The organism is Mucilaginibacter koreensis, assembly GCF_054783355.1.
This window is the reverse complement of the sequence record NZ_BAAGQS010000001.1, coordinates 2,029,101-2,043,686: the sequence shown is the minus strand read 5'-3', so window position 1 is coordinate 2,043,686 and position 14,586 is coordinate 2,029,101. Positions and strand designations below refer to the sequence as shown.

The window sequence follows — 14,586 nt, the reverse complement described above, 5'->3', positions numbered from 1 at the left end:
TCCGGAGCCTAATTTAATAAGTTTAGTTGATTGTTAAACTGATAATGGCGTAATTGCTGTAACTGCACTGCTTTGTAATGAAAAAGATACTTGAAACTACTCGCCTGATTTTACACGAATTTACACTGAACGATGCGGAGTTTATCCTTCAATTGTTAAACAGCCCGTGCTGGCTGCAGTATATTGGCGACCGCCAGGTACATCATGTAACCGATGCGGAAGCCTATTTATCTGATAATATTATTAAAAGCTATGATGAACATGGTTTTGGCTTTTGGAGGGTATCGTTAAAAGCAGACGGCACTGTAATCGGTACCTGCGGATTGGCCAAACGTGATTATTTGGATGCACCAGATATTGGCTATGCTTTACTGCCGGAATATGAACGCAAGGGATATGCGTTTGAAGCGGCAGCCGCTGTACAGCAGTACGCCAAAACAGTACTGGGTTTAAAGCGCTTGCTGGCAACTGTTGTGCCCGATAATGAACGTTCGATAAAACTGTTGACTAAACTGGGCTTGAGTTTTGAGAAGGAAATCATCCTACCTAATGCAGTGAAGTCGCAAGTGTTTGGTATGGTAGCGGATGAATTTTAAATTTATCCTGCTTGTCATTTCGACCGTAGGGAGAAATCTTCTTCGAGCGATAAATCTACAGCAGACCGGCATGGCAAAGAAGATTTCTCCCTACGGTCGAAATGACAGGTACAGACATAATTATACAACTCTTGTCAGCTTTACACAGCAAACACATCAAATTTAGCCTTTCGTACAATTATTGTTTTACCTTTGTGCACCAATCAAATACACTACTGTTATGCAATATGATGTTATTGTTATCGGTTCGGGTCCGGGTGGCTATGTAGCTGCTATCCGTTGTGCCCAACTGGGTTTAAAAACTGCTTGTATAGAAAAATACGGCACTTTTGGCGGTACCTGCTTAAACGTAGGCTGTATTCCGTCAAAAGCATTACTGGATTCTTCAGAACATTATCATAATGCGGCCCATACCTTTAAGGCGCACGGCATCAGCCTGGATAACCTGCAGGTTGATTTCGGCCAGATGGTAAAACGCAAAAACGAAGTGGTGGCGCAAACCACCGGCGGTATCACTTTCTTATTTAAAAAGAATAAAATTGATTCTTATCAGGGTATTGGTTCTTTCAAAGATAAGAATACGATTATTGTTAAAAAAGATGACGGCACTGAGCAAACGCTGACTACCAAGAACGTGATTATTGCTACCGGTTCAAAACCATCGAGCCTGCCGTTTTTGCAGGTGGATAAAAAACGCATCATTACCTCAACCGAAGCCATCAGTTTGCCCGAAGTGCCTAAGCACATGGTGTTAATTGGCGGTGGTGTGATTGGTTTGGAGTTGGGTTCGGTTTATGCCCGTTTGGGTGCCAAGGTGTCGGTAATTGAGTTTATGGATTCAATTATCCCTACTATGGATAAGCAACTGGGTAAAGAACTGCAAAAGAGCCTGCAAAAACTAGGCATGGAGTTTTACCTCGGTCATAAAGTAACCGGTGCAACAACCGAAGGTGATGAAGTAACCGTAACTTTTGATACCCCGAAAGGCGAAAAGAAAGAATTGAAAGGTGATTACTGCCTGGTGGCTGTAGGCCGCGTAGCCTATACTGAAGGTTTAGGCTTAGAGAACATTGGTATCCAGGTAGAAGAGCGCGGTAAAAAGATTGCGGTAGATGAGCACTTGGAAACCAGCGTTAAAGGTATATATGCCATTGGCGACGTGGTTCGCGGTGCGATGCTGGCTCACAAAGCCGAGGATGAAGGTACTTTTGTGGCTGAGCACATTGCCGGACAGAAACCGCACATCAATTACAACCTGATTCCGGGTGTGGTGTATACCTGGCCTGAAGTAGCTTCGGTAGGTTATACCGAGGAGCAATTGAAAGAAAAAGGTGTAAAATACAAATCGGGTTCATTCCCGTTCAAGGCCAGCGGCCGTGCGCGCGCCAGTATGGATACTGATGGCTTTGTAAAAGTATTGGCTGATAGTACTACTGACGAAATTTTGGGTATGCACATGATTGGCCCGCGTGCGGCTGACATGATTGCCGAAGGTGTAGTAGCTATGGAGTACCGTGCCAGCGCCGAGGATGTATCGCGCATGAGCCATGCTCACCCAACGTACACCGAAGCCATCCGTGAAGCATGTTTGGCAGCAACTGAAAACAGGGCGATACATATTTAATTTCTCCCTTTTGAATAATACAAAAAGGCAGCTTTATAATTAAAGCTGCCTTTTTTGTTGCATAAGCGTTACCTCCATATTTATATTTAGCGAAACTTAAATTTTATGAGCCTTAGAATCTGCCTGCTTGTTCTATTAAGTACAGCTTACTTTAATCATGTATCAGCGCAGCGCAAGCAGCCCGCAGGCATTAAGGCAATACCTGACCTGGAAATTTATGATTTGAAAGGTAAGCATACCACTTTAAAGCGGTTAGGTCAAAACAAGGTACTGATTATTGATAACTGGTTTATTCCCTGTCCGCCTTGTTTTGCCGAATTGGGTTACCTGCATAAATTACATGCTAAATATAAAAATAACACCCAAGTGCAGTTGATTACCATTTGCCGCACAGATAGTGGCATTGTTAAAAAGTTTTTAGCGGGTGATGCTCACATTAAAGGGTTTATTGACTGGTATCAGCAGCGAAGCGGGCGAAAAGATTTTTTATTACCGGTTTATTTTATTCCGGGTTGTAACCAAAAAGTTGGTGTTTATGCCAAAGCGGGCGAAAGCTATAATAAAAAACTGTGCCCCGATGCTCAGTTTAGTTTCAGAGGTTACCCAACGCTGATGATATACAATAAACAAGGTAAATTAATTTTTAAGGAAACAGGTTTTGAAAAAGAGCAAGAGCAGGCCTACGCCATGAGGGTGGAAGGGGCTTTGAGAAAAGCATTACAAGCAAAATAGTTGTTTATTTGTATTTCTATTGATGCAATTTTTAATTAACACCGCCATTGTAGTGCTCACCATTGCCGGCATGGAAGCTTTATCCTGGGCTATCCATAAGTATCTCTTTCATGGGCCGCTGTGGTTTATTCATAAAACTCATCATCAGCATAAAAAATCGGGATGGCTGGAGTGGAATGATTTGTTTAGCTTGGGGTTTGCTGCTTTGTCGCTATGGCTAATGTGGGTAGCACATAAAACTTTGGATTACCGGTTTTGGATAGGTGCGGGCATCAGTGTATATGGTGTTATCTATTTTATTTTTCACGACTGGTACATTCATAGCCGTATGCGGCCTTTTCGTACTTATAACCGGTATTTACTCAATATCCGCCGGGCGCACAAAATTCATCATAAATCCACCGAGCGTTTACCCTCTGAAGAGTTTGGGTTACTGGTAACGAGAAAGCAGTATTTTAAGTAAACTTTACTGGAGTTCGATTATGCCAGATTCTCTATCTGCTAAAAAAACTTTAAGCACAGGTTGATGGAATACAAGCAATCGGGCAATTTCTGAAGTGGTTACATTGCCTGTTCTAAGCCAGATAATTTTTGGCGGATAGTTATACAGGTTTTGTAATTCAATAAAATCTTCATCAAAAGTAAGAATATGGTATTGATGAAGCTTTGCGTAAGACCAAATTCCGTAATCATTAATGCGTTGTGAAGGACTGATCTCATTTACAGGAAGCAGCATCCATTCAGGTAAGAGTTTCTTTAGGCGCCAAGAGATATTTTCATCAATTATGAGTCTTATATCAGCCAACTTTCAATTTCCTTTCCTTATTAGCGGCGTAAGCCAGGCAAGCAAGAATGTGCTGTTCTTGTAATTGGGGAAAGTCTTCTAAAATTTGCTGATGTGTTAGTCCTGCAGCTAACCAACCCAATATATCATACACAGTAATGCGTGTGCCTTTAATTACCGGTTTACCAAAACGCACTTCTGGTTCAATTTCAATAAAAAGTGTATAGTCTATTGGGTTTGCCATATAACAAATTTACTAAATACGAACTATAATCTGTAAGTTATAGATTAATTCCGAAATTTGCGGCTCTATACATATTATATACACCATGCTCCAGATTCAGGAAAACGTTTCTTTGAAAAACTTTAACACTTTTGGTATTGAAGCCAGCGCCCGCTATTTTGTAGAAATTAGCCGGCCCGAAGAACTTTCCGAATTATTTGCCGACCCGCAATGGCTGCAGACCGAGCGCCTGATCTTGGGCGGTGGCAGCAATATGCTGTTCATTCATGATTTTGCAGGGCTGGTTATCCGCCTCAACATCCGGGGCATCGAGCATCGCATTCATCATGATGAAGTAATTGTAGAGGCCGGTGCAGGCGAAAACTGGAATGAACTGGTGCTGTTCTGTGTAGATCATGGTTACGCCGGTATGGAAAACCTAGCGCTCATTCCCGGCTCGGTAGGGGCTTCGCCTGTACAAAACATCGGGGCTTATGGCGTGGAGTTGAAAGATGTATTTCACAGTTGTGTAGCTTTTGAAATTGCTACCGGTGAGTTTAAAACTTTTACCAAAGAGGATTGCCATTTCAGTTACCGCGAAAGTATTTTTAAGCAACTGAAGGGGCAATACATTATTACCTCGGTAAAATTCCAATTGTCTTTAATCCCCCATTTAAAGCTGCACTATGGTGCTATTGAGCAGGAACTGGCTCAGCGCGGTATTGCAGCGCCTACTTTAAAAGATGTAGCGCAGGTGGTATCACATATCCGTGTGTCTAAATTGCCCGATCCTTCTACCATCGGTAATGCAGGCAGCTTCTTCAAAAATCCGGTTATTCCAGCCGAACAGTTTAACCGACTGGTAGAGCAATACCCGCAAGTGGTTAATTTCCCGGCAGGAGAAGGGTTGGTAAAACTGGCCGCCGGCTGGCTCATTGAGCAATGTGGCTGGAAGGGAAAAGTAGTAGGCCACACCGGAACCTGGAAAAATCAGGCGCTGGTATTGGTAAACCATGGCGGTGCCACAGGCGCAGAGGTGTATGCGCTGTCGTCGCAAATCATAGACAGTGTGTACACTAAATTTGGCGTTATGCTGGAGCGCGAGGTAAATATGATCGGTTAATGTACTTAACTGTCCTAAAAAGACCTTACTTCCCTTTTTTCTATATCAAGTGCTGAAACTTGATAAATGTTTTAGATTAATATTTGAATTTAATTGCATTTGGCGCATTTACGGGCAGATAAGCTACTTATGCATAGTTGTTTACGTATTTCGGTTTCAGCATATTTATTTGTTTTATTCACGCTTGTTTAAAACTTTTTTGGCGTTTATGTACAGCTTATAGCTGTGCCAAAGCAAAACGGTATCATGTTTGCAACCTACTCAGTACAAACTTTAACTGAAATAGAATGACAAAGACAGAGTTTAACACCATGGTACTACGTCAGGCAAGTTCACTACGTTCTTACGCCTTACACTTCACTCATGACGCAGACGATGCTAACGACCTTGTACAGGATACAATGTTAAAGGCCATCACTTACTACAACAAGTTTAAAGAAGGAACTAACTTAAAAGGATGGTTGTATACCATCATGAAAAATACATTCATCAATAACTACCGCCGGTTTGTTAAGATGAGCACTTTTGTAACCAAATCTGAAGAAATTTCATCAGCTAATCTGGTATTCAGTTCAACCAAAAACCAAGGTGAGTCTAAATTCATTATGGATGACATCCGCCGTGCTTTAGACCGTTTACCTGAAGATTATTACGTGCCTTTCACCATGTATTTTGAAGGCCACAAATATCACGAAATTGCCGATCACTTAACCATCCCTATCGGTACTGTAAAAACCCGCATTCACGTAGCCCGCAAGCTGCTGAAGAAAAACCTGAAAGCTTATGATAACGGTTTGAAAAAACCAATCTTTGCAGAAGAGGAATAAATCTTAGCTCATTCAAACTCACTATATATTACAAAAAAAGGCCCGTTGATTGAACGGGCCTTTTTTTGTGCCCCCCAGCCCCTAAAGGGAGAGGAGAAATTTTGACAAAAGATGAAAAGAGAATGGATAAAAGACAAAGGTTCAATTCTTGATCTTTGGTCCTTTCTCTTTTCTCCTAACTTCTGTTCCCCCTTTAGGGGGTTAGGGGGCTTGGCATCATCTTCATCACTTCCTTCGCCGCTATCTGTCCCGATATCAACGCCGGCGGTACTCCGGGGCCGGGTACAGTAAGCTGGCCGGTGTAAAGCATATTTTTAATCTTTTTAGCGCGCATGGCTGGTTTAAAAAAGGCAGTTTGCGCCAAAGTATTGGCTAAGCCGTAGGCATTGCCTTTATAAGAATGATAATCAGCCTTAAAGTCGTTCATGGCGTAGCTGCGTTTGACGATGATATGCTCCCGAATATTTTCGCCGGTAAGCTGTTCAAAGCGGTCGGCAATTTTGTTAAAGTATGCTTCCCGCAGTTCTTCATTATCATTTAGTCCCGGGGCTAGCGGAACCAGGAAAAACAGATTTTCAGAACCCTCGGGGGCGGCACCGGCATCTGTTTTTGAAGTGCAGCATACATAAAACAATGGCTTGGTGGGCCATTGGGGCTCAGTGTAAATTTCATGGGCATGCAGCTCAAAATCTTCATCAAAAAATAAGTTATGATGTTGAATGTTCGGCAGCTTTTTGTTAACCCCCACATAAAACAATAAGCTGGAGGGCGACATAGTGCGGTTGTCCCAATATTTGGGAGTATAGTTGCGGTGAGCTTGGTCTACCAGTTGCTGGTCTACATGTTCATAATCGGCACCGGCAATGATAAAATCGGCTTTGTATTCTCCTTGTGTAGTAATTACGCCGCTTGCCGTATCGCCATCGGTATGTATGGCGGTTACTTCTGTATTCAGCCTGATATCCACATTGTATTCTTGAGCCAGCTTTACCATGGCTTGCACAATTTCGTTCATGCCGCCATCAGGGTACCAGGTGCCCAAAACCAGGTCGGCATAATTCATCATACTATACATGGCCGGGGTGTTTTGTGGGGTAGCACCCAGAAAAAGTACCGGAAACTCTAATAACTTGATCAGCTTGGGGTTTTTGAAATACTGCCGTACATGTTTGCTCATGCTGGTGAGCAATTGTATACCAAAGCTTTTTTTAATCAGGTTCCAGTCAATAAACTCGGTAATGGAGTGCGAGGGGCGCTGTACATATTCATTCATGCCCACGCGGTATTTGTACTCAGCCTGACTAAGAAATTTTCTTAGCCCCTGACTGCTGCCAGGTTCTATGCGCTCAAACAAGGCTTCCAACTCAGGCATGGCGGCAGGTACATCTATCAGGTCGTCTTTTCCATAATAAATGCGGTAACCAGGGTCTAGGCGTTTCAGGTTATAGTAATCGGACGGCTTTTTGCCAAACAAGGCGAAGTAATTTTCAAAGATATCGGGCATCCAGTACCAGCTGGGGCCCATGTCAAACTTAAACCCGTCTTTTTCCCAAATTCGGGCACGACCGCCGGGCTGGTCATTTTTTTCGAGTAGGGTAACCTGATAGCCCTCTTTGGCCAATAGCGTGGCGGCAGCCATTCCGGCGAAGCCCGCGCCTATTACAATAACTGATTTTGGTTGACTCATGTATAGAAATGCCCTGTTACAAGTTCAAAGTAAGCAAAATGTTTTAGTGTACAACTAAACAACTAAGCCATATTTATGTATATTTGATATATCCGCTACCTAAAATATGCCTTCGGTTCCCTATGAATCTATATGATGAAACCTGCTTTGAGTGCAGTAAGCTGATTACCACCAAATACAGTACTTCTTTTAGTATTGGTATCAGGGCCTTCAGTAAGCGTTTTCATTTTCCGGTATATGCTATTTATGGCTTTGTACGCTATGCTGATGAAATTGTAGATACCTTTCATGCCTATGATAAGCACGAACTTATTACCAACTTCAGGCAGGAAACCTTTAAGGCCATACGTGATGGCATCTCTTTAAATCCGGTATTGCAATCTTTCCAACTCATTGTAAATGCTTATCACATTGAGCATGAACTGATCCATGCTTTCCTGGATTCTATGGAAATGGATTTAGAGAACAAAGCTTATAATCACGATGGCTACAAAAATTATATTTATGGCTCGGCCGAAGTAGTAGGGCTGATGTGCCTGCGGGTGTTCTGCGAAAATGACGAAGCGCAATACCAAAGCCTCAAACCTATGGCCTGCAGCCTGGGTTCAGCGTTTCAAAAAATAAATTTCCTTCGCGATGTAAAAGCCGATTTTGAAGAACGCGGCCGCACTTACTTTCCGGATATTGACTTCAATAGCTTTACCGATGAGGAGAAGGCCCAAATTGAAGCCGACATCAAAAAAGATTTTGACGATGCTTTCGAAGGCATTAAGCAGTTGCCACGCGGCAGCAGGCTGGGGGTGTACATTGCCTATGTATATTACCTGCAATTATTTAAAAAAATAAGCCACACACCGGCCAGCGTAATCATGCAAAAACGCATCCGGGTATCAGACCGGCGCAAAATGGCGCTGTATATGAAAGCGGTACTCCATCAAAAGTTAAACATCATTTAAAATGAGTTTAAAAGTATTGCATATAGGTTGGCTGTTGAGCGCGTTCTTATGTTGTTCGCTGCAGGTACAGGGGCAAACCTCTGCCCGGCAGGTGAGGCAAAAACTGGTGGTGGCCTTAAACAACAAGCGCCTTACAGACTCATTGTATCAATCGTTCCTGAATGTAAATAACCGCAGTGCCCAGCAAAATGCTTATTTAGCTGCAACAGAAGCTCTGAAGGCCAAACAGGTATGGAGCCCTTTCTCGAAAATAAGTTATGTAAGCGATGCAGAAAAGCACCTCGATACAGCGGTAGAACAAAACACCCACCATCTTGAAGTGCGGTTTATTCGTTTTTCAATTGAACACAATGTACCTTCCTTTTTAGGTTACAGCAAGCACCTGAACACCGACCGGCAAGAGCTGGTGAAGTTGATTGATGGTAAACACTACCCCAGCAGCGATAGAGACCTTGCGGTTACAGTGATTAAATTTTTGTTGGATTCGGGCCGCTGCACGGCGGCCGAAACCGTAGATTTGCGGAAAAACTTAGCCGCTTTAAAGTGAATACTGCCTACCTGTTAATTAACTTCCTGACTATTGTATTTCCCATAGCTCTGTCGTTCGACCGCCGTGTAGCATTTTATAAAAGCTGGAAGTATCTGGCCCCTGGCCTGTTGATTACGGGCTTGGTGTTTCTATACTGGGATGTACAGTTTACGTTAAACAATGTATGGTCGTTCAACCCCGATTATATATTGGGTATTAAAGTATTCCAGCTACCGCTGGAGGAGATCTTGTTTTTTTTAACCGTTCCCTTCGCCTGCCTGTTTATTTATGCCTGCCTGAATTACTATGTTAAATGGCAGCCCGGAAAAATGTTGACTTATCTCATTTCCGGCTTATTGCTGGGGCTAAGCGCTGTGCTATTGGTAACGTATCATACCCGCTTGTATACACTGGTTACCTTTGGTTTGTTGCTGGTGATAATTTTAACGTTACAGTTTTTGATCAAATCACCCTGGTTAGGCCGCTTTTATATGGCTTATGTGGTATCACTCATTCCGTTTTATGTAGTAAACGGGGTGCTAACGGCTATACCTATTGTGTTATACAACAATCACGAAAACATGGCCATTCGTGTTGGCACCATACCTTTTGAAGATCATTTTTACTCCTTGGCGCTGCTTCTCATGAATACCGCCTTTTTTGAATATTTTAAACGCAGATGGAGCCCTCGCTAAATCAATTGCCGGTGTATAGCCGCTCGCAGCTGGCTTTGCGCAACGGGCAAGACAAGCCGCAGATCTGGGTAGCTTATCAGGGCTTAATTTATGATGTTACCGAAAGCCGCCTCTGGCGAAACGGTAAGCACTACGAACACTGGGCCGGGCAGGATTTAACACCCGAACTGGCCGATGCACCGCACACAGCCGGTGTATTTGAACGGTTTGAGGTGATAGGGAAGTTGGGGTGAAATTGTATAATAGTACGGATTGTCATTGCGAGCGATAGCGTGGCAACCGCTTGCTATACAGAGGCGCAGATGCCTCCGTGCGATGGCCACGTCGTTCCTCCTCGCCATGACAAACTATTTATAGTCAACCACAAGCAGTTACTCCAGCTCCACCCGTTGATGCTGAAAAGGTATCTCCACTTCGCCAAAACCTTTTTCCTTTAACTTATCGCAAAAGTGTTTTTGTGTTTCGTATTCGCCGTGTACCAAGAAAAGTTTTTTGACTTGTTTCGGATCCTGGCAGCTTAAAAAGTGTAGTAAATCCTCATAATCACCGTGGGCGCTCATGCTTTTAATTACTTGTACTTCGGCGTTCACCTGGTACTTGTCGCCAAAAATATCAACTTCATGGTCACCGTGCATCAGGTGGCCGCCTAATGAGCCGGGCTCGCAATAGCCTACAATCAGGATGGTGTTTTTCTGGTTGCCAATATTATTTTTGATGTGATGCTTTACACGGCCTGCATCCGCCATACCCGATGAGGATATGATTACGCAGGGGCGGGCATCATCATTCAAGGCAATAGATTCAGCCGTCGATTCAATGAAATGCAGGTTCTTAAACGAAAACGGGTCGGCATCCGTTTTCATCGTTTCTTTTACATCTTTATTGAAAACTTCAGTATGGTTTCGCAATACCTCTGTGGCTTGTAACGATAAAGGGCTATCTACAAAAACAGGTACATCCGGCAGCCTGCCTTCCTGCTCCAGGCAGTTTAATGTGTACAGTAATTCTTGCGTACGCCCTACGCTGAAGGCCGGGATGATGAGTTTTCCCCGTTTATCTATACAGGTATGTTTAATAACATTCAACAGAGCATCCTCTATTGGTTCCAATTCTTTATGCAATGAATCGCCGTAGGTAGATTCAAGCAAAACATAATCGGCCTGCGGAAAGGTTTGCGGACTGCGTAACAGCAAATCGCCGTAACGGCCCACATCGCCGCTAAAAGTAATGCAGGTTTCTTTACCATCCTCAAGCACGGTGAGATGAACAGCCGCACTGCCTATTACATGGCCTACGTCAGTAAATTTAAATTTGATGCGGGGTGTAATTTCATATTCCTCGTTATAGTCTACAATCTTAAACAGGCGCATGGCTTCCATCGCCTGCTCTTCGGTATACAATGCGGTTAAATGCGGCTCGTTCTTTTTGCTGCGTTGCCGGTTACTATAGTCAGTGTCCTGTTGCTGTATCTTAGCAGAATCCATTAATAGGATGCGGGCCAACTCCATAGTAGGGGCAGTGCAAAATATCTGACCTTCAAAACCCTCTGACACCAGTTTTGGAATCAAGCCGCAATGGTCAATATGAGCATGAGAGAGAATCATATAATCCACCTTTTTCGGATTAAAGCCGAGGTGTTCGTTCAGGTTTTCTGTTTTTTCGCCGAGGCCCTGAAACATGCCGCAGTCCAGCAGTACAGAGGTGCCATCATTTAAAGTGAGCAGGTGCTTGCTGCCGGTTACATTACGGGCAGCGCCATGAAAAGTAATATGCATGTAATAGGTAGCTGTAAAATTTTATAATTAGTAGGATAGCAACGTACCAGTGCAGGCAAATGTTTATTGGAGTGGTTGTTAAGTAGCAATTACATCACTGATAAATATATTTTTATAAAAAACTAAAACTTTAGTTGATAATGTAAAGTTGAAATAATATCTTTGACTAAGAACTTAGTTGAAAGCGCTATTTTAACCGATATTAACGATGAAATTTTTAACTTTAATCTGTTTAATGCTTTGGAGCTTAACCGTTTCGGCGCAAAGAGCTATCACTTTTCAGGACGCAGAAAAGGAAGGCTTAACTGTTCAAAAGCTGGACAGGGTTTATGCCAATGCATTAGATGTTGATTCTGCTAAATCCGTATTCAGGGGAGCAGGAACCAAAGCGTTTTACAGTGCTTATGTAGCACTGCTGCAGGATGTAGCCCGTTACATGAAAGCTAATAATTTTACTTGGGGTAAGCCAACCCGCATTGTGCACCGTATTTATTTTGAGCCGGATGGTACCATTGATTACTACCTGCTCAACTTACAACCTACAGGTATGGCTGCCGAAACACAAGCGCAATTTATAACACTGCTTAATCAATTTGTAAAAACATATAAACTGAAAATTACAGCCGGTAAAAAGTTTGCCCAATGCGGGCCGGCTATATACCAGGACGCTGAATAAATTATCATCACTCACTATGGAAATAAAGGAACTTACCCGTGCCGAAGAGCAACTTATGCAGGTGCTGTGGCAACTAAAAAAAGGATTTGTAAAAGATGTAATTGAGCAATTGCCCGAACCAAAGCCGGCTTATAATACGGTATCCACCATTATACGGATACTGGAGACCAAAGGCTTTGTAGGGCACATAGCCCATGGTAAAAGCCATGAATATTACCCGCTGATCAGCAAAGAGGCTTATAAAGATTTTGCAGCAGATAAGCTGCTGAACGGCTACTTCGATAACTCGGTGAAACGCATGTTCTCCTTCTTTGTGCAAAAAGAGAAAATTAACCTGAAGGAAGCCGATGAACTCATGAAACTGATTGAAAAATTTAAAAATGAATAGCGATGACAACTTGGTGGCACTATCTGTTATTAGCAAACCTATACCTTATCTTATTTTATGCCTTTTATGCGCTGCTGCTAAAGCGCGAAACTTTTTTTCAGCTTAACCGCATTTACCTGGTAGCCTCGGCGGCGCTGTCATTCATCCTGCCGCTGGTGCAGTCAGATTGGGTGAAGCACTGGCTGATTACCGAGCGGGTGGAGCAAACCATTTATCAGGTAAACCCGGCGCAACTGTTCCAGGTAACGGCCATGCCTGATAACCGCATTACTCTGGGCGATTTGCTGAGCTATGTATACCTATTCGGCTTATTATTTATGGCCGTAAAGCTTTGCCTGCAGTTGATTGCCCTGCGCCGGCTGCTAAAAAGACCCGAAAGTGAAGCCGCTTATTCTTTTTTTAACAAGATACAAGTGAACGAGGCGCAGCCTGGCCATGACATTATTACGGCACACGAAGAAACCCACAGTCGGCAATTACATTCGGCCGACCGTCTGCTGCTCGAAGTGCTGCTGATTGTAAGCTGGTTCAACCCTGTTATTTACTTATACCGCCGTGCGGTAAAGCATTTGCACGAGTTTATTGCCGATGATGAGGTGGTGAGTACCGGAACCTCTAAAAAGCAATATGCCCAGCTGCTGGTGAACCAGGCTTTTATGGCGCCGCCCCACCAACTCATCAATCCATTCTTTAATAAAAGTTTACTCAAACAACGAATCATCATGCTACAGAAAAACAAGTCAAAACGTGTGGCGCTCGTCAAATACGGGCTGTCGGCACCGCTGTTTGCCGCCATGCTGGTGCTCTCATCAGCAACTTTAAGCAAGAGCCAAATCATCACTCAAATTAATTTTAAAACCGATGCTGCACTGGATGTGGCGGCTGCTGATGCTGCAAAGCTGGTTACAACAGCAACCAACGCACCCAATAAAGATGAAGCCCCGGCCGAATCAATGACGATAAATGTTACAGAAGGCACCACGCCTCCGGTTCCGGCTGGTGGCCTGAAGTCTTTTTACAATGAGATAAGCAGTCGGGTACATTATCCCGCAGCTGCCCGCGAGGCTAAGGTAGCCGGTAAAGTAATGGTTGGCTTTATGGTAGAGAAAGATGGAAGCTTGACCGATGTGCATGCCATTAAAGGACCTGGTTATGGCTTAAATGAAGAGGCAGTAAAAGCGGTGTCAGCCTCAGCCAAATGGAAACCCGGTACCAAAGATGGCAAACCTGCCAGAACTGCATTGGTGATACCGGTAAACTTTGCGCTAAGGCCTAAAGCCGACGTGCTGCAGTTGCAGATTGATACCGTGCCTGAAATTAAAAGTGAAGTATTTACCGCTGTTGAACAAAGCCCTATGTATGTAGGCGGTATGGATGAATTTTATAAATTTTTAGGCAGAACCATTCACTATCCGGCTAAGGCCAGAGAAACAGGCATACAGGGCAGGGTAATTGTAACCTTCATTGTAGAGAAAGATGGCAGCCTGTCTGACGTGAAAGCAGTAAGAGGACCCGGCTATGGTTTGGATGAGGAGGCTGTAAGGGCCGTTTCTAACTCTTCTAAATGGGCGGCTGGGCGGCAAAATGGCAGGCCGGTACGTACGCAGTATACTGTGCCTATACAGTTCAGTTTGCCGGACGCAAAACATCCCCCCGAGGAATCTGGCAAGCCTGCGATTAACAAAAATATAAATGAAGTAGTGGTGGTCGGATATGGTACCAGTGCTAAAGCCAATTCAACTGGCAGCGGAAACCAGAATGGTGGCCGGGTCAATCTTTCATTAGAGGGTCCTAACCAACCCTTGTATATTGTAGACGGTAAAGAAGTAAATCGTATAAATAATTTAAGTTCTGATGATATTCAAACCATCGAAGTATTAAAGGATAAAACCGCTGTAGCTAAGTATGGTGAAAAAGCTGCGAATGGAGCTGTTATTGTCACCATGAAAAAGAAGCAGTAAGTTGTTAATA

Annotated in this window: 17 protein-coding genes; 13 read left to right on the top strand and 4 right to left on the bottom strand. The window is 43.5% G+C overall.

The window, feature by feature from the left end:
* The first annotated feature begins 77 nt into the window (after window positions 1-77).
* From ACYVNW_RS09310 to ACYVNW_RS09295, 4 genes are all read left to right on the top strand, one after another.
* Complete coding sequence (locus ACYVNW_RS09310; protein WP_460679582.1) at window positions 78-596, top strand: GNAT family N-acetyltransferase; 519 nt, start codon at window positions 78-80, stop codon at window positions 594-596.
* 220 nt (window positions 597-816) lie between these two features.
* On the top strand, window positions 817-2,220 hold the full coding sequence (gene lpdA, locus ACYVNW_RS09305) for a dihydrolipoyl dehydrogenase (protein WP_460679581.1): 1,404 nt from the start codon (window positions 817-819) through the stop codon (window positions 2,218-2,220).
* A 105-nt stretch (window positions 2,221-2,325) separates the two neighbouring features.
* Complete coding sequence (locus tag ACYVNW_RS09300; RefSeq protein WP_460679580.1) at window positions 2,326-2,952, top strand: TlpA family protein disulfide reductase; 627 nt, start codon at window positions 2,326-2,328, stop codon at window positions 2,950-2,952.
* 22 nt (window positions 2,953-2,974) lie between these two features.
* Window positions 2,975-3,415, top strand: a complete 441-nt coding sequence (locus ACYVNW_RS09295; protein ID WP_460679579.1) for a sterol desaturase family protein — start codon at window positions 2,975-2,977, stop codon at window positions 3,413-3,415.
* 3 nt (window positions 3,416-3,418) lie between these two features.
* Here the strand turns inward: ACYVNW_RS09295 and ACYVNW_RS09290 are convergent, their stop codons facing one another.
* Both ACYVNW_RS09290 and ACYVNW_RS09285 read right to left on the bottom strand, forming a co-directional pair.
* Window positions 3,419-3,757: a DUF5615 family PIN-like protein gene (locus ACYVNW_RS09290; protein ID WP_460679578.1), complete on the bottom strand. Its 339-nt coding sequence runs from the start codon at window positions 3,755-3,757 to the stop codon at window positions 3,419-3,421.
* Complete coding sequence (locus ACYVNW_RS09285; RefSeq protein ID WP_460679577.1) at window positions 3,750-3,980, bottom strand: DUF433 domain-containing protein; 231 nt, start codon at window positions 3,978-3,980, stop codon at window positions 3,750-3,752. The genes ACYVNW_RS09290 and ACYVNW_RS09285 overlap by 8 nt, the downstream gene beginning before the upstream one ends.
* Window positions 3,981-4,065: 85 nt before the next feature.
* Here ACYVNW_RS09285 and murB point away from each other — a divergent pair, with 85 nt between their 5' ends.
* Window positions 4,066-5,082 (top strand): UDP-N-acetylmuramate dehydrogenase, encoded by a 1,017-nt coding sequence (gene murB, locus ACYVNW_RS09280; protein WP_460679576.1) that lies wholly within the window; start codon window positions 4,066-4,068, stop codon window positions 5,080-5,082.
* A gap of 287 nt (window positions 5,083-5,369) precedes the next feature.
* Window positions 5,370-5,909 (top strand): sigma-70 family RNA polymerase sigma factor, encoded by a 540-nt coding sequence (locus tag ACYVNW_RS09275; protein ID WP_460679575.1) that lies wholly within the window; start codon window positions 5,370-5,372, stop codon window positions 5,907-5,909.
* 193 nt (window positions 5,910-6,102) lie between these two features.
* Here ACYVNW_RS09275 and ACYVNW_RS09270 read toward each other — a convergent pair whose 3' ends face one another.
* On the bottom strand, window positions 6,103-7,596 hold the full coding sequence (locus tag ACYVNW_RS09270; protein WP_460679574.1) for a phytoene desaturase family protein: 1,494 nt from the start codon (window positions 7,594-7,596) through the stop codon (window positions 6,103-6,105).
* A 122-nt stretch (window positions 7,597-7,718) separates the two neighbouring features.
* Here ACYVNW_RS09270 and ACYVNW_RS09265 point away from each other — a divergent pair, with 122 nt between their 5' ends.
* The 4 genes from ACYVNW_RS09265 to ACYVNW_RS09250 are packed head-to-tail and all read left to right on the top strand — an operon-like array spanning window position 7,719 to window position 10,009.
* Window positions 7,719-8,552: a phytoene/squalene synthase family protein gene (locus ACYVNW_RS09265; protein WP_460679573.1), complete on the top strand. Its 834-nt coding sequence runs from the start codon at window positions 7,719-7,721 to the stop codon at window positions 8,550-8,552.
* 1 nt (window position 8,553) lies between these two features.
* On the top strand, window positions 8,554-9,099 hold the full coding sequence (locus ACYVNW_RS09260) for a hypothetical protein (protein ID WP_460679572.1): 546 nt from the start codon (window positions 8,554-8,556) through the stop codon (window positions 9,097-9,099).
* Window positions 9,096-9,776 carry a lycopene cyclase domain-containing protein gene (locus ACYVNW_RS09255; RefSeq protein ID WP_460679571.1) on the top strand — a complete coding sequence of 227 codons (681 nt, stop codon included), beginning with the start codon at window positions 9,096-9,098 and terminating at the stop codon, window positions 9,774-9,776. Before ACYVNW_RS09260 ends, ACYVNW_RS09255 begins: the two co-directional genes overlap by 4 nt.
* Window positions 9,761-10,009 carry a cytochrome b5 domain-containing protein gene (locus tag ACYVNW_RS09250; protein ID WP_460679570.1) on the top strand — a complete coding sequence of 83 codons (249 nt, stop codon included), beginning with the start codon at window positions 9,761-9,763 and terminating at the stop codon, window positions 10,007-10,009. Before ACYVNW_RS09255 ends, ACYVNW_RS09250 begins: the two co-directional genes overlap by 16 nt.
* A gap of 138 nt (window positions 10,010-10,147) precedes the next feature.
* On the opposite strand, the gene ACYVNW_RS09245 is transcribed toward ACYVNW_RS09250, so the two are convergent.
* Window positions 10,148-11,551, bottom strand: a complete 1,404-nt coding sequence (locus ACYVNW_RS09245) for an MBL fold metallo-hydrolase RNA specificity domain-containing protein (RefSeq protein WP_460679569.1) — start codon at window positions 11,549-11,551, stop codon at window positions 10,148-10,150.
* A 208-nt stretch (window positions 11,552-11,759) separates the two neighbouring features.
* Here ACYVNW_RS09245 and ACYVNW_RS09240 point away from each other — a divergent pair, with 208 nt between their 5' ends.
* From ACYVNW_RS09240 to ACYVNW_RS09230, 3 genes are read left to right on the top strand one after another with little or no spacing between them, the layout of a single operon-like run.
* Complete coding sequence (locus ACYVNW_RS09240; protein WP_460679568.1) at window positions 11,760-12,227, top strand: hypothetical protein; 468 nt, start codon at window positions 11,760-11,762, stop codon at window positions 12,225-12,227.
* A 16-nt stretch (window positions 12,228-12,243) separates the two neighbouring features.
* A complete protein-coding gene (locus ACYVNW_RS09235) occupies window positions 12,244-12,615 on the top strand; it encodes a BlaI/MecI/CopY family transcriptional regulator (RefSeq protein ID WP_460679567.1) in 372 nt (123 codons plus the stop codon).
* A gap of 2 nt (window positions 12,616-12,617) precedes the next feature.
* On the top strand, window positions 12,618-14,576 hold the full coding sequence (locus ACYVNW_RS09230; RefSeq protein ID WP_460679566.1) for a TonB family protein: 1,959 nt from the start codon (window positions 12,618-12,620) through the stop codon (window positions 14,574-14,576).
* Window positions 14,577-14,586: the final 10 nt, after the last annotated feature.

Excerpts from the sequence above, each read along its gene's own strand:
- ACYVNW_RS09270 (WP_460679574.1), bottom strand. The coding sequence starts at position 7,596 with ATGAGTCAACCAAAATCAGTTATTGTAATAGGCGCGGGCTTCGCCGGA.
- ACYVNW_RS09300 (WP_460679580.1), top strand. The coding sequence starts at position 2,326 with ATGAGCCTTAGAATCTGCCTGCTTGTTCTATTAAGTACAGCTTACTTT.
- ACYVNW_RS09275 (WP_460679575.1), top strand. The coding sequence starts at position 5,370 with ATGACAAAGACAGAGTTTAACACCATGGTACTACGTCAGGCAAGTTCA.
- ACYVNW_RS09260 (WP_460679572.1), top strand. The coding sequence starts at position 8,554 with ATGAGTTTAAAAGTATTGCATATAGGTTGGCTGTTGAGCGCGTTCTTA.
- ACYVNW_RS09285 (WP_460679577.1), bottom strand. The coding sequence starts at position 3,980 with ATGGCAAACCCAATAGACTATACACTTTTTATTGAAATTGAACCAGAA.
- ACYVNW_RS09265 (WP_460679573.1), top strand. The coding sequence starts at position 7,719 with ATGAATCTATATGATGAAACCTGCTTTGAGTGCAGTAAGCTGATTACC.
- lpdA (WP_460679581.1), top strand. The coding sequence starts at position 817 with ATGCAATATGATGTTATTGTTATCGGTTCGGGTCCGGGTGGCTATGTA.
- ACYVNW_RS09295 (WP_460679579.1), top strand. The coding sequence starts at position 2,975 with ATGCAATTTTTAATTAACACCGCCATTGTAGTGCTCACCATTGCCGGC.
- ACYVNW_RS09230 (WP_460679566.1), top strand. The coding sequence starts at position 12,618 with ATGACAACTTGGTGGCACTATCTGTTATTAGCAAACCTATACCTTATC.
- ACYVNW_RS09235 (WP_460679567.1), top strand. The coding sequence starts at position 12,244 with ATGGAAATAAAGGAACTTACCCGTGCCGAAGAGCAACTTATGCAGGTG.
- ACYVNW_RS09245 (WP_460679569.1), bottom strand. The coding sequence starts at position 11,551 with ATGCATATTACTTTTCATGGCGCTGCCCGTAATGTAACCGGCAGCAAG.
- ACYVNW_RS09250 (WP_460679570.1), top strand. The coding sequence starts at position 9,761 with ATGGAGCCCTCGCTAAATCAATTGCCGGTGTATAGCCGCTCGCAGCTG.
- ACYVNW_RS09310 (WP_460679582.1), top strand. The coding sequence starts at position 78 with ATGAAAAAGATACTTGAAACTACTCGCCTGATTTTACACGAATTTACA.
- murB (WP_460679576.1), top strand. The coding sequence starts at position 4,066 with ATGCTCCAGATTCAGGAAAACGTTTCTTTGAAAAACTTTAACACTTTT.
- ACYVNW_RS09240 (WP_460679568.1), top strand. The coding sequence starts at position 11,760 with ATGAAATTTTTAACTTTAATCTGTTTAATGCTTTGGAGCTTAACCGTT.